Origin of the sequence: Succinispira mobilis DSM 6222, assembly GCF_000384135.1 — a bacterium.
GTDB lineage: Bacteria > Bacillota > Negativicutes > Acidaminococcales > Succinispiraceae > Succinispira > Succinispira mobilis.
This window is the reverse complement of the sequence record NZ_KB913028.1, coordinates 1,886,586-1,900,310: the sequence shown is the minus strand read 5'-3', so window position 1 is coordinate 1,900,310 and position 13,725 is coordinate 1,886,586. Positions and strand designations below refer to the sequence as shown.

The window sequence follows — 13,725 nt, the reverse complement described above, 5'->3', positions numbered from 1 at the left end:
TTTACCGCCTTTTCACTTCTTGATATAAATTATTAATATTCGACATATTTGCTAAAATATCCTGCTAGAGTATAATAGTTTTGGAAATAAAAAATGGAGTGTGCTTAAATGCGTGAATTTGAAGAGTATTTTATTGAAGCCCAGTTTAATGGTTTGACGGTAAAAGAGTATGTGCGTAGTGTTTTGAAGATCTCAGCCCGAAATTTTCAAAAACTTACAAGGGCGCGTGGCTTATTGATAAACGGCAAAGTTACAAATGTTGAAAGAAAAGTTCGCGCGGGCGATAGTCTTAAGGTTATTGTGTTGCGAGAAAAAAATAATTTATTAGCACAAGATAGTGAACTTGAGATAGAAGTATTATATGAAGACTCAAACTTGTTAATTGTTAACAAACCAGCTGGTATCCTGGTCCATCCTGCGGGGAGAACGACGCATGGAACTCTGCTAAATTTTTTAGCAAATAAATATCAAAAACAGCCCGAAGTGCAATTGCATGCGATACATCGCCTAGACCGAGACACTACTGGCTGTGTTATGATTGCTAAAAATGTGCAGGCTAAAAAATTATATGAATTACAGTTACAAGAAGGTGCTGTTAAACGTACTTATGTGGCTATAGTACAAGGAGATCTTCTGTCTGACCAGGGGGAGATTGTGGCCAAAATAGCCAAAGACCCTAAGAGTCCGAATAGACGAATTGTCAGTGAAGGTGGGAAAAATGCGGTAACAAGGTATCAGGTGCGAGAAAAATTAACCGATAATTATAAGCTTTTGGAACTAGAGTTGTTAACAGGAAGAACCCATCAGATACGGGTACATCTAACGCATATAGGGTTACCGATTTTGGGAGATCTGCTATACGGAACGAAAAATCCTGCTTTTATAGGTCAAGCTTTGCATGCTGAACAAATAAAATTTATTGAACACAAGACAGGAGAAATGAAAAAAATAAAAACTCCTTTCCCGAAGGACATGTTGCTTTTTATAAGCAAGCAAAAGTGACAAAAAAAACAACTATAGCTCTTAAAGAACAATTAATGAGTGTGAATTGAACTAAAACTTATTTTAGTGGCAATTTATGCCATTTTTCATTTGATTTTTTTTTCTGAAGGTGGTATATTATAAGAGTATTTATAGACGTTTGAAATTAAAAATTCCAGTTATTGATAAAGTTCTAAAAGAATGACTTTAGGAAAACTTTTAGACAGTTAGGTGACAAATTTACGCGAAAAAAATGTAAATTTTTTACAAAGTAAGCAGGAATTTCCGGAAGGGTGTAGAATATATAACTTGAGGGAAAATCAAATTAACTAAAAATCTTAATATAGATATGGTAGAGGCTAGATATTTAAGAACGTATAGACTGATAGGTGAAAGCGCCTTGACGAAAGTATAGATTCGAGATAGATTAGTGGTTTGCAACAGCTTAGTTTGATCAAAAGGGCTAAGTTACTGGTAGACTGACACTTTAAGCAGGTAGTTTTCGCCTAAGGCGGCAAGAGATGTTTAATGGTGTCTATTTTTTATTGCTACTAAACAGTTGAGAAACTCTTGAGTAGACTTAATTAGTTGCCCTTAGTGTTATACACTATAGCATAATGAAAAATCATAAATAGTTTCAAGGAGGAGAAAATTAATGATTGAAATTCGTGATCGCGTACGTTGTGCCAAATTGCATGATAAAATCATGTCAGCTGAACAAGCTGCTGAATTTATTAAAGACGGTATGAATGTAGCTACTAGTGGTTTTACTCCATCAGGTTATCCTAAAGCGGTGCCATTGGCTTTAGCTGAAAAGGCAAAGAAAAATCCAATGAAAATTAACCTTTGGACTGGGGCTTCTGTAGGTCCAGAACTAGATGGTGCGTTAACTGAAGCGAATGCTATTGACAAACGTTTACCTTACCAAACTAATGATACTCTTCGTAAATCTATTAATTCTGGTAAAGTTAAATACACTGACTTACATCTTAGCCATGTAGCACAAATGTCTCGTTATGGGTTCTTTGGTGGTGGCGTAGATGTAGCTATTATTGAAGCTTGCGCAATTACTGAAGACGGTTATATTGTACCTACAACTTCAATGGGGAACTCATCTTCATATGCACAAACTGCAAAACAAATTATTGTAGAAGTGAATGTAACTCAACCATTGGCTTTAGAAGGCATGCATGATTCTTATGTACCAATGGATCCACCTAATCGTAAAGAAATTCCAGTAGTGGCTCCTGGAGATATTATTGGAACAACATATATTAAATGTGACCCAGCTAAAATTGTAGCTATTGTACCTTGCGATATTACTGACAAAGTACGTCCATTAGGTCCGATTGATGAAGATTCAAAAGCTATGGGTAGAAATTTAGTTGAATTCTTTAAAGCTGAAGTTGCTGCTGGTCATTTACCAGCGAACTTGTTGCCATTACAATCTGGCGTAGGTTCTGTTGCTAACGCAGTTATTAACGGTCTTGTAAACTCTGACTTTAAAGATTTGACAGTTTACACAGAAGTAGTACAAGATGGGATGTTTGATTTAATTGATGCTGGCAAATTAACAGTTTGCTCAGGTACAGCTTTATCTCCATCACCAGAAGCTTTAGAAAAATTCTATGCAAACGTAGAAAAATATAAAAAATATATTATCCTACGTCCACAAGAAGTTGCTAATAGCCCAGAAGTTGCTCGTCGGATTGGCGTAATCGCTATGAACACAGCAATTGAAGTAGATATTTATGGTAACGTAAATTCTACACATATTACTGGAACTAAAATGATGAATGGTATCGGTGGTTCAGGCGACTATGCACGTAATGGTTACTTAACAGTATTCTTTACAAATTCAGTTGCTAAAAATGGCGATATTTCTTCAGTAGTACCAATGGTTGCACATCATGATCATACTGAGCATGACGTAGACATCATTGTTTCTGAACGTGGTGTAGCTGATCTTCGTGGCAAATGCCCAGTAGATCGCGCTAAAGAAATCATTGAGAAAGTAGCTCATCCAGATTATCAACCAATGTTGAGAGATTATCTTGAAAGAGCAATTGTGGCTACTAAACATGCACATACACCACATATTCTTGAAGAAGCGTTGTCTTTCCATATTCGCTTCAACAAAACTGGTAGCATGAAAATAAAATAGTTTGCCCACAACCCAACAATGCTGCTAAAGCCTTTTATGGCTTTGCTTATAAATCTCATCGTTATTTGATGAGGCAACCCACGTGTTTTTGCATTAGCAATTACATGAAAAAAATATGTGTTAACCAAACAGAGGAGGATTTTAAGAATGGCATTAAAAACTAACTTGCAAGCTTACACTGCAAAAGTGGAAAAATCGCTTGCTAAATTCCCAGAAAGAAAAAACCTTGAGCCAAACAGACTTTACACTCCGCTTGATATCAATGTGTTTGATTACGAAAGCGAAGTAGGTATCCCAGGTCAATACCCATTTACTCGTGGTGTTCAACCTACTATGTACCGTGGTCGTTTCTGGACTATGCGTATGTATGCTGGTTTCTCAACTGCAGAAGAATCTAACAAACGTTACCGTTACCTACTAGAATCTGGTAGTACTGGTCTTTCTGTAGCATTTGACCTTCCAACTCAAATCGGTTATGACTCTGACGATTCAATAGCTGAAGGTGAAGTTGGTAAAGTAGGGGTTGCTATTGACTCTTTAGCAGACATGGAAATTCTGTTCGACAGCATTCCATTAGATAAAGTTTCTACTTCTATGACTATCAATGCACCAGCATCTGTACTACTTTCTATGTACATTGCAGTTGCTGAAAAACAAGGTGTTTCTGCTGAAAAATTAACTGGTACAATCCAAAATGATATTCTTAAAGAATATGCAGCTCGTGGTACTTATATATTCCCACCAGCTCCATCTATGCGTTTGATTACAAACATTTTTGAATATTGTTCTAAAAATGTACCACAATGGAATACAATTTCAATTTCTGGTTACCACATCCGTGAAGCTGGTTCTACAGCATCTCAAGAAATCGCATTCACAATTGCTAACGGTATTGCATACTGCGAAGCTGCAATTAAAGCTGGTATGGATGTTGATGCTTTTGCTGGTCGTTTGTCATTCTTCTGGAATGCACATAACAACGTACTAGAAGAAGTTGCTAAATTCCGTGCTTCTCGCCGTATCTGGGCTAAAGTAATGAAAGAGCGTTTCAAAGCGAAAAAAGACAAATCAATGATGTTACGTGTACATACACAAACAGCTGGTTCAATGCTTACTGCACAACAACCAGAAAACAACATTGTACGTGTTGCTCTTCAAACTGCAGCAGCTGTTATGGGTGGTACTCAATCACTACATACTAACTCTAAAGATGAAGCTCTTGCGCTTCCTACTGAAGATTCAGTACGTGTTGCTCTTCGTACACAACAAATCGTTGCTTACGAAAGTGGCTTAGCTGATACAGTTGATCCATTGGGCGGCTCTTACTATGTAGAAGCTTTGACTAACAAAATTGAAGCTGAAGCATGGGAATACATCGCTAAAATCGATGAAATTGGTGGTTCACCAGTAGCAATCGAAAAAGGCTATATCCAAAAAGAAATCCAAGATAGTGCTTACAAATGGCAAATGGACGTTGAAAAAGGCGACCGTATTATCGTTGGTGTAAATAAATTCCAAATCGAAGAGGAAGCACCAAAGAACCTTCTTCGCGTAGATGCATCTGTAGGTGAACTACAAAAACAAAAAATTGCTGCATTAAAAGCTAAACGTGATAACGCAGCAGTTGCAGCAGCATTAGCAGATCTTGAAGCTGGTTGTAAAGATGAAAGCGTTAACTTAATGCCTTTAATTTTAGCAGCAGTTAAAACTTATGCTACTGAAGGTGAAATTTGTGGTGTTATGCGTAAAGTATTCGGCGAATACAAAGCAAGCACTAATCTATAGGATAGAAGTAGGGAGGAGCAAAAATGGAAAAACGTATTAGAGTATTAGTAGCAAAACCAGGTCTTGATGGTCATGATCGTGGTGCGAAAGTTGTAGCACGTGCATTGCGCGATGCAGGTTTCGAAGTAATTTATACAGGAATTCGCTTGACTCCAGAACAAATCGCTGAAGCAGCATTACAAGAAGACGTAAATGTTGTTGCATTGAGCTTGTTATCTGGTGCACACAACACCCTTTTCCCAAAAGTTGTAGCTCTTTTGAAAGATAAAGGCATGAGCAACGTATTGGTAATCGGTGGTGGCGTTATTCCAGACGGCGATATCGCTGGCTTAAAAGCTGCAGGTGTATCTGAAGTATTTACACCAGGAACTCCAACTACAAGTATCGTAGAATTTATTAAAGCTAACGCTTAATATTGACTATAAAAAAATATAGGGCAAGACATATGCCCTAACCCTGCACTCGCGGTGAGTTGTTAGGAAAGGTTAATACTTTATGTTAACATATGTCACTACCTAGGTTTAATTAACAGGATAATAGTTGACAACTTAATGTTGTCAACTATTATCCATAAGTATATACCCAAAATAAGGTGGTGTATTGATTGAAGTTAGATATCGTAGCAGGCGTATTGAATAAATCCAGATTGGCTTTATCCAAAGCAATCACAGCTGTGGAAAATGAACAAGAAGATGCAGTAGAAATAATGTGTAAGTTGTATCCGCATACTGGCAATGCTTATGTATTAGGTATTACAGGCCCACCAGGAGCAGGGAAAAGCACACTTACAGATAAAATTGCCAAAGAATATCGTAAACGCGGGAAAACTGTTGGTATCGTAGCTATTGACCCGACTAGTCCATACTCTGGCGGCGCAATACTCGGTGACCGAATTAGAATGTTAGAGCTCTCTAGCGATGAGGGTGTATTTATAAGAAGTATGGCAACTCGTGGTAGTTTGGGCGGCTTATCGCAAAAAACTGCTGAAGTTGTAAAATTAATGGATGCTTTTGGCATTGATATCGTTATTGTCGAAACAGTTGGTGTAGGTCAGTCAGAAGTAGATATTGTAAAAACTGCTGATACTACAATGGTTGTATTAATACCAGGCATGGGAGATGACATCCAAGCCATCAAAGCTGGTATTTTAGAAATTGGCGATTTATTTACTATCAACAAAGCCGATCGTGAGGGTGTTGATAGATTAAACATTGAAATTCAAATGATGCTTGAATTAAATCCGAAAAGTGTAGCTTGGAAACCGCCGATTAATCGTACAATAGCAAGCGACAACCAAGGCGTAGTTCAAGTAGTCGATTCTATAGAAGAACACGCTGTGTATATGCGTGAAAGTAAAGAATTAGCAGTAAGAAGAGCAGAGCGAATCAAAACAGAAATCTCTGCCATGATTAATGAACAAATCAATCGTTACATAGCTAAAGAGGTTATCAATACTTCAGGGTTTGATAACACTGTAAAACAGCTACAAGAACGTGAAACTAACCCTTATGCGGTAGTTGATGAGATTGTTTCCAAGGTATTAAAATAAAATATAAATTCACCTGGAAAATAAGAGGAGGTAAAGAATATGTTTAAAGTAACAAGAGTAGATCATATTGGTATTGCAGTAAAAGATTTAGAAGCTGCAAAAAAATTCTATGAAGAAGTTCTAGGATTAAAATCAGCTGGTGATGAAGTAGTTGAAGAACAAAAAGTAAGAGTTTGCTTCTTCCCATGTGGTGATAGCGAATTAGAATTGTTAGAATCAACTTCTCCAGATGGCCCTATTGCTAAACACATCGAAAGAAGTGGCGAAGGCATCCAACACGTTGCATTACGCGTTGACAATATCGAAAATGCATTAGCAACACTTAAAGAAAAAGGTGTTCGTCTTATTGACGAAAAACCTCGTTATGGTGCTGGCGCAGCTTCAATCGCTTTCATTCATCCAAAAGCTACTGGCGGTATCCTAATGGAACTTTCAGAACGCAAATAATTTAAAATTAAGTTGTAACTCTTAAATTACAAGAGTGCTGCTTGGGCAACACTCTTGTAATGGTATTATGAATACATCCTAAATCATTAGGTGTAGATATAAGTCGTGTTATAAAACTTGTGGAGGTGTACTAATTTGTCTACTCAAGCAAAAATTGAGAAAATGCGCACACGCGCAGCAAAGATTCTAGCGGCAGGTGGTCCTGATCGCGTTGAAAAACAACACAAGAGTGGTAAATTAACTGCTCGTGAAAGAATCGAAGTATTATTAGATCCAGGTAGCTTTGTAGAATTGGATCGTTTTGTGGCACATCGTTGCACAAACTTCGGCATGGAAAAGAAAGAACTTCCTGGCGAAGGTGTAACAACTGGTTACGGTACTGTTGAAGGCCGTCTAGTTTATGTATTTGCACAAGATTTCACTGTTGAAGGTGGTTCTCTTGGTGAAATGCATGCTGCTAAAATTGTTAAAGTACAAAGATTATCTATGAAAATGGGCGCACCATGTATCGGTCTTAACGATTCAGGTGGAGCACGTATTCAAGAAGCTATTGATGCATTAGCAGGCTATGGTAAAATTTTCTTCGAAAACACTTTAGCATCAGGTGTTGTACCACAAATTTCTGCAATCATGGGTCCTTCAGCAGGTGGCGCAGTTTACTCTCCAGCATTAACTGACTTCATCTACATGGTAAAGAACACTAGTAAAATGTTCATTACTGGTCCAGAAGTTGTAAAATCTGTAACTGGTGAAGAAGTAACTCAAGAAGCACTTGGTGGCGCTATGACTCACAATGCTACTTCTGGTGTTGCTCACTTCGCAACTGAAAACGATGAAGATTGTTTAAAACAAATCCGTTACTTGTTGAGCTTCTTGCCAAGCAATAATATGGAGCCAGCTCCTATTGTTGAAACTGGTGATGATGCTATGCGTACTGATGAAGCATTAAACACTTTATTACCTGATAACTCTAACCAAGCATATGACATGAAAGATGTTATACGTAGCATCGTAGATAATGGTGAATTCTATGAATCACAAGAATACTTTGCACAAAACATCATCACTGCTTTTGCACGTATGGATGGACAAACTGTTGGTATCATTGCTAATCAACCAAAAGTTATGGCTGGTTGCTTAGATATTAATGCATCTGATAAATCTTCTCGCTTCATTCGTTTCTGTGATGCTTTCAATATTCCACTTTTAAACCTTGTTGACGTTCCTGGTTTCTTACCTGGCGTTGGTCAAGAATATGGTGGTATTATCCGTCATGGTGCGAAAATGCTTTATGCATATTCTGAAGCAACTGTACCAAAAATTACTTTGGTTACACGTAAAGCTTACGGCGGTTCTTACTTGGCAATGTGTTCTCAAGATTTGGGTGCAGACCAAGTTATTGCTTGGCCTACAGCTGAAATTGCGGTTATGGGACCTGCAGGCGCAGCGAACATTATTTTCCGTAAAGACCCAGATGTAGCAGCTAAAACTGCTGAGTATGTAGAAAACTTTGCAACTCCTTACCAAGCTGCAGTTCGTGGATTTGTAGACATGGTTATTGAGCCAAAAGATTCTCGTCCAGCTATTATTAACGCGTTGAAAATGTTAGAATCTAAACGCGAAGTACGTCCAGCAAAACGTCATGGTAACATTCCTCTATAATTAGTTGATGTTAGGTGACAGGTTGTTGATGTAGAAATAATTTAAGTAGAGGTGAACTAAATGGGGGGACCAGCAACTACTAATCCGTGGATGATAGCATTAATTAATATGACTATCGTATTTGCGGTTTTAGGTGCGTTAGGTGTTATAATCAACTTGATTAGTGTTATAGATCCAACGCAAAAAAAAACAGCTAAGCCAGAAACAGTAGCAGCTCCAGTAGCAGCTCCAGTTGAAGTCGAAGCACAAGATGATACTGAAGTTATCGCCGTTATCGCCGCTGCAGTAGCAGCTTATGGTTACAGCGCTTCACAAATCGCTTGCATTCGTCGTGTTCCATCTCAAGGTTGGGCACAAAATGCGCGTGTGGACGCAGTGACTACTCGTAACCAAATGTTTTAATCTTATAAAAAACATCGTTTAGAATGTTGAGGAGGATTTATTTAATGAAAGCATTTAATATTACTGTTAATGGTCAAGTTTATGAAGTTCAAGTTGAAGAAGTAGGTGGCGCAGCTCCAGTCGCAGCACCAAAAGTTGCAGCAGCTCCAGTTGCAGCTCCAGCAGCAGCTCCTAAAGCAGCAGCTCCAGCTCCAAAAGCAGCAGCTCCAGTTGCAGCAGGTGCAGCTACAATTACATCTCCAATGCCTGGTAAAATTTTAGAAGTTAAAGTTAAAGCTGGCGACGCGGTTAAACGTGGCGATGTAGTTCTTATTCTTGAAGCTATGAAAATGCAAAACGAAATCATGGCTCCAGCTGATGGTAAAATTGCAGACGTTCGTGTTTCTGCAGGCCAAGCAGTTGCTACTGGCGACGTTATGGTTGTAATGGGCTAATTCTGGAAAAATTAATATATGAGTAAAAATTCTACTTGATAGGGAATTCTATCAAGCAATAGTGGTATTACCTTGAGGTAATACCTTAAGGTAATATTCCTCAGAATTTAAATTAGGAGGAATTAATTTAATGGATGCATTTTTAATCGCGTTAGCTTCCGTATGGAACGATAGTGGCTTTGCGGCTTTTACTATGGGTAATTTTGCAATGGTTATCGTTGGTTGCGTACTATTGTATATGGCTATAGGTAAAGGTTTTGAGCCATTGTTATTAAGTCCAATTGCTTTTGGTTGTATTCTTGCGAATATGCCAAAAACTGGTTTTGAAGATTCTCCTGGTGTAATGCAAGTAATTTTGTATTGTATTCACCATGAAATATTCCCACCATTGATTTTCTTAGGGGTTGGGGCAATGACTGACTTCGGTCCACTTATTGCTAACCCAAAAGTTTTATTATTAGGTGCAGCTGCTCAAGCAGGGGTATTCGTATCTTTAATTGGTGCAATGATGTTAGGGTTTACAGTGCAAGAGTCTGCTGCAATCGGTATTATCGGTGGGGCAGATGGTCCAACAGCTATTTATATGGCTGCGAAGATGGCACCTCAATTGCTAGGGGCAATTGCCGTAGCGGCTTATTCTTATATGTCGCTAGTACCATTGATTCAACCACCAATTATGATGGCCTTGACTTCAGCTGAAGACCGGGCAATTGTAATGGAACAACTTCGTCCAGTTACAAAATTTGAAAGACTAGTATTCCCAGTAGCAGTTACAATTATCGTAAGCTTACTATTACCACCTGTAACTTCCCTAATAGGGATGTTAATGCTTGGTAACTTGTTCAGAGAATCAGGTTGTACAGAGCGTTTGTCTGATACTTCACAAAATGCTTTGATGAACATTGTTACAATAATGTTGGCAACTGGTACAGGTTTAACTATGTCAGCAGAATCTTTCTTAACTGTTCAAACTTTACTTATTATCGGTCTTGGACTAATAGCTTTTGCAGCTGGTACAGCGGCAGGGGTAATTTTTGGACAAATTATGAAGAAAGTTACTAACGGAGCAGTTAATCCACTTATCGGTTCTGCGGGTGTTTCTGCGGTACCGATGGCAGCACGGGTATCACAAGTTGTTGGACAAAAAGCAAATCCAGCAAATTTCCTACTTATGCATGCTATGGGTCCAAACGTTGCTGGGGTTATTGGTACAGCAGTTGCTGCTGGAACAATGCTAGCAATGCTTAAAGGTTAATTTAAAAACTTAATTAGTTGGTGTAGGTGCGCTCCAGCCCTACACCATACTCTAAAATTAGTAAATGGGATTTTAAAAATGTAAGATATTAATTTTATAGTATTGTACTAGTTGCGTTTGCACATCAATAGGATAGTTGTTCTTTGAAAATTGAAAATGTGAGGTGTAGAACATTATGACTCCAGCAGTAAAATGTCTGATTTTATTAGCAGTAGTAGCTTTGTTTTTTGTAACTGAACTTATCCCTCTAGCTGTAACTGCAATGAGCGGTGCTATTGCCTGTGGGGTATTAGGATTTATCCCGTTGAAGTCCGTATTTAGTGGGCTATCAAATTCGACGGTAGTACTTTTTGCTGGAATGTTTGTAGTCGGGGCAGCAATGTTCCATACAGGTCTTGCACAAAAAGTAGGCGGCACAGTAGTAAAAATGGCAGGTACTAGTGAAAATAGTTTAATGCTTGGAATTATGATTGTCGGAGCATTGTTATCTTCCGTGTTATCGAACACAGGTACAGCGGCCTGCTTACTACCAGTAGTATTAGGGATTTGTACAGCCGCGAAAATTCCCGCATCACGTCAATTAATGCCACTAGCATTTGCGTGTGGGGTAGGTGGAATTATTACTTTAGTAGGAACACCGCCAAATATTATCGCAGCTGGGGCTCTTAAAGCAGCTGGATTGCCAGAATTTGGCTTTTTTGAATTTGCTTGGATTGGAATTCCCTTAACTTTTGCAAGTATTATCTACATGATGTTTATTGGAAAGTATTTGTTGCCTAAGACTGAGCTTAGTGCAGATGTAGAAGTAGAGCAAGAAGTAGAAGTAGCATCTGATAATGTAACTAAACAAATTATTGCCGGGACAATATTGGCCGCAGTAATTGTGACTATGGCTCTAGGCTTAGAAGGTTTTACGTTAGAGATGGCCGCAATAACAGGCGCAATAGTCTGTGTATTAACCGGTTGTTTAACAGAAAAACAAGCTTATGCAAGTATTGACTGGGTAACAATCTTTTTATTTGCCGGTATGATGCCAGTGTCTACAGCAATGGATAAAACTGGTGCAGGTAAATTAATAGCTGAATGGGTAGTAGGTATTATGGGTGGTTCTCCAAGTCCACTCTTAGTAACAGGAATTTTATTTATTCTTTCTTGTGGTTTAACTCAGTTTATGTCTAATACAGCATCAGCAGCTTTATTATGTCCTATAGGGATCTCGATTGCTAAACAATTAGGTGCTAGTCCACAAGCCGTATTGGTTGCAATTGCCGTAGCAGCATCTTGTGCATTTGCCACACCAGTAGGTACACCACCAAATACATTGGTGCTTGGTCCTGGTGGTTATAAATTTATGGATTACATGAAAGCCGGAACTGGTTTAGTAGTAGTATGTTTTATCGTATCATTAGTTATAATCCCAATGGTATGGCCATTTTTTCCAGGAAAATAGAAATTTATAATTTTTAGTAAAAGATAACACTTAGGTGTTATGCAAGAAAACGCAAATAAATTGCGGCTTTCTTGTGGGTTTTAAAATCAGAAAATTACCAATTGATAGACTAATTTATTAAGTTAAAAAAACACTTAAAAAAGTTAAAAAAGTGATTACAATATTTAAAAAATGTACAAGTTTTTAGGTACAATAACTATGGAAGCATGCACAATGTGCTTTAAATAAAATACTATTCTAAGAAAAAGAAGGAGGAGTCTAAATGACACCAGCAATCAAGTGTTTAATCTTATTAACTGTAATTGCTTTATTTTTTGTAACTGAAATAATACCTTTAGCAATTACAGCGACTGCAGGCGCTATCGCTTGTGGGGTACTAGGTTTTATTCCTGTAAAATCAGTATTCAGTGGTTTATCTAATTCAACAGTGGTACTTTTTGCCGGGATGTTCGTAGTTGGGGCAGCAATGTTCCATACAGGACTTGCACAAAAAGTAGGGGCAACAGTAGTAAAAATGGCAGGTACCAGTGAGAACAGTTTAATGTTTGGTATTATGCTAGTTGGAGCATCTTTATCATCAGTATTGTCGAACACTGGTACAGCAGCTTGCTTACTGCCAGTAGTACTAGGAATTTGTACAGCTGCAAAAATTCCAGCGTCACGTCAATTAATGCCACTAGCATTTGCATGTGGAGTGGGTGGGATTATTACTTTAGTAGGTACACCACCGAATATTATTGCGGCCGGTGCTTTAAAAGCAGCAGGCTTTGAACCTTTTGGTTTCTTCGAATTTGCTTGGATTGGAATTCCTTTAACTTTTGCGGGCATTGTTTATATGATGTTTTTAGGAAAATATTTACTACCCAAAGTTGAATTAAGTGCTGATCAAGAAATCGAACAAGAAATCGAAGCTAGCACAGCAAATCCAACCAAACAAATTATTGCCGGTACAATTTTGGCAGTAGTAATTGTAGTAATGGCATTAGATCTAAAAGGCTTTACTTTAGAAATGGCGGCAATCACTGGCGCTATAGTATGTGTATTAACAGGTTGTTTAACAGAAAAACAAGCCTATGCAAGTATTGACTGGGTAACAATTTTCTTATTTGCTGGTATGATGCCAGTGTCTGCAGCGATGGATAAAACTGGTGCAGGTAAACTTATCGCTGAATGGGTAGTAGGAATTATGGGCGGCGCTCCAAGTCCGCTATTCGTAACAGCAATATTATTTATCCTATCTTGTGGTTTAACCCAATTCATGTCGAACACAGCATCAGCAGCTCTGTTATGCCCAATTGGCGTATCAATCGCAAAACAACTAGGTGCAAGCCCACAAGCAGTGCTAATGGCAATCGCCGTATCAGCATCTTGTGCATTTGCTACACCAGTAGGTACACCACCAAATACTTTGGTACTTGGTCCTGGTGGTTATAAATTTATGGATTATGTTAAAGCGGGTACTGGTCTAGTAGTAGTGTGCTTTATCGTATCTCTAGTAGTAATTCCAATGGTATGGCCATTCTTCCCAGCAAAATAATCTTGCAAAAAAATAGGTATTAATGTATAATTAGTATAGTGATACCGCAAGAAACGCAA

At 38.2% G+C, this 13,725-nt stretch carries 12 protein-coding genes; all 12 read left to right on the top strand.

Translation table 11 applies throughout. The features are described 5' to 3' along the window. Positions 1-108 precede the first annotated feature (108 nt). Complete coding sequence (locus SUCMO_RS0109030; protein ID WP_019880379.1) at positions 109-1,002, top strand: RluA family pseudouridine synthase; 894 nt, start codon at positions 109-111, stop codon at positions 1,000-1,002. A 634-nt stretch (positions 1,003-1,636) separates the two neighbouring features. Continuing rightward, the gene (gene scpC / locus SUCMO_RS0109025) at positions 1,637-3,145 is read left to right on the top strand and encodes a succinyl-CoA:acetate CoA-transferase ScpC (protein ID WP_019880378.1); all 1,509 of its coding nucleotides are present in this window, start codon (positions 1,637-1,639) and stop codon (positions 3,143-3,145) included. A 147-nt stretch (positions 3,146-3,292) separates the two neighbouring features. Beyond that, positions 3,293-4,930, top strand: coding sequence for an acyl-CoA mutase large subunit family protein (locus SUCMO_RS0109020; protein WP_019880377.1), 1,638 nt, complete (start codon positions 3,293-3,295; stop codon positions 4,928-4,930). A gap of 23 nt (positions 4,931-4,953) precedes the next feature. Continuing rightward, the gene (locus tag SUCMO_RS0109015) at positions 4,954-5,343 is read left to right on the top strand and encodes a cobalamin B12-binding domain-containing protein (RefSeq protein ID WP_019880376.1); all 390 of its coding nucleotides are present in this window, start codon (positions 4,954-4,956) and stop codon (positions 5,341-5,343) included. Positions 5,344-5,534: 191 nt separating this feature from the next. Beyond that, positions 5,535-6,479, top strand: a complete 945-nt coding sequence (gene meaB / locus SUCMO_RS0109010; RefSeq protein WP_019880375.1) for a methylmalonyl Co-A mutase-associated GTPase MeaB — start codon at positions 5,535-5,537, stop codon at positions 6,477-6,479. A gap of 39 nt (positions 6,480-6,518) precedes the next feature. Next, complete coding sequence (gene mce, locus SUCMO_RS0109005; RefSeq protein WP_019880374.1) at positions 6,519-6,926, top strand: methylmalonyl-CoA epimerase; 408 nt, start codon at positions 6,519-6,521, stop codon at positions 6,924-6,926. 162 nt (positions 6,927-7,088) lie between these two features. Beyond that, positions 7,089-8,588 carry a methylmalonyl-CoA decarboxylase subunit alpha gene (mmdA, locus tag SUCMO_RS0109000; RefSeq protein ID WP_033297422.1) on the top strand — a complete coding sequence of 500 codons (1,500 nt, stop codon included), beginning with the start codon at positions 7,089-7,091 and terminating at the stop codon, positions 8,586-8,588. A gap of 60 nt (positions 8,589-8,648) precedes the next feature. Beyond that, entirely contained in the window at positions 8,649-8,990 is a 342-nt protein-coding gene (locus SUCMO_RS0108995) for an OadG family protein (RefSeq protein ID WP_019880370.1), read from the top strand. A 44-nt stretch (positions 8,991-9,034) separates the two neighbouring features. After that, a complete protein-coding gene (locus tag SUCMO_RS11665; protein WP_019880369.1) occupies positions 9,035-9,424 on the top strand; it encodes a biotin/lipoyl-containing protein in 390 nt (129 codons plus the stop codon). A 130-nt stretch (positions 9,425-9,554) separates the two neighbouring features. Next, the gene (locus tag SUCMO_RS0108985; protein WP_019880368.1) at positions 9,555-10,679 is read left to right on the top strand and encodes a sodium ion-translocating decarboxylase subunit beta; all 1,125 of its coding nucleotides are present in this window, start codon (positions 9,555-9,557) and stop codon (positions 10,677-10,679) included. A 175-nt stretch (positions 10,680-10,854) separates the two neighbouring features. Continuing rightward, positions 10,855-12,129: an SLC13 family permease gene (locus SUCMO_RS0108980; RefSeq protein ID WP_019880367.1), complete on the top strand. Its 1,275-nt coding sequence runs from the start codon at positions 10,855-10,857 to the stop codon at positions 12,127-12,129. 262 nt (positions 12,130-12,391) lie between these two features. After that, positions 12,392-13,666, top strand: coding sequence for an SLC13 family permease (locus SUCMO_RS0108975; protein ID WP_019880365.1), 1,275 nt, complete (start codon positions 12,392-12,394; stop codon positions 13,664-13,666). Positions 13,667-13,725 lie beyond the last annotated feature (59 nt).

Bases quoted from the DNA above. Each gene is read 5' to 3' on its own strand.
- scpC (WP_019880378.1), top strand. From the start codon at position 1,637: ATGATTGAAATTCGTGATCGCGTACGTTGTGCCAAATTGCATGATAAA.
- SUCMO_RS0109020 (WP_019880377.1), top strand. From the start codon at position 3,293: ATGGCATTAAAAACTAACTTGCAAGCTTACACTGCAAAAGTGGAAAAA.
- SUCMO_RS11665 (WP_019880369.1), top strand. From the start codon at position 9,035: ATGAAAGCATTTAATATTACTGTTAATGGTCAAGTTTATGAAGTTCAA.
- mmdA (WP_033297422.1), top strand. From the start codon at position 7,089: ATGCGCACACGCGCAGCAAAGATTCTAGCGGCAGGTGGTCCTGATCGC.
- SUCMO_RS0109015 (WP_019880376.1), top strand. From the start codon at position 4,954: ATGGAAAAACGTATTAGAGTATTAGTAGCAAAACCAGGTCTTGATGGT.
- SUCMO_RS0109030 (WP_019880379.1), top strand. From the start codon at position 109: ATGCGTGAATTTGAAGAGTATTTTATTGAAGCCCAGTTTAATGGTTTG.
- SUCMO_RS0108980 (WP_019880367.1), top strand. From the start codon at position 10,855: ATGACTCCAGCAGTAAAATGTCTGATTTTATTAGCAGTAGTAGCTTTG.
- mce (WP_019880374.1), top strand. From the start codon at position 6,519: ATGTTTAAAGTAACAAGAGTAGATCATATTGGTATTGCAGTAAAAGAT.
- SUCMO_RS0108985 (WP_019880368.1), top strand. From the start codon at position 9,555: ATGGATGCATTTTTAATCGCGTTAGCTTCCGTATGGAACGATAGTGGC.
- SUCMO_RS0108995 (WP_019880370.1), top strand. From the start codon at position 8,649: ATGGGGGGACCAGCAACTACTAATCCGTGGATGATAGCATTAATTAAT.
- SUCMO_RS0108975 (WP_019880365.1), top strand. From the start codon at position 12,392: ATGACACCAGCAATCAAGTGTTTAATCTTATTAACTGTAATTGCTTTA.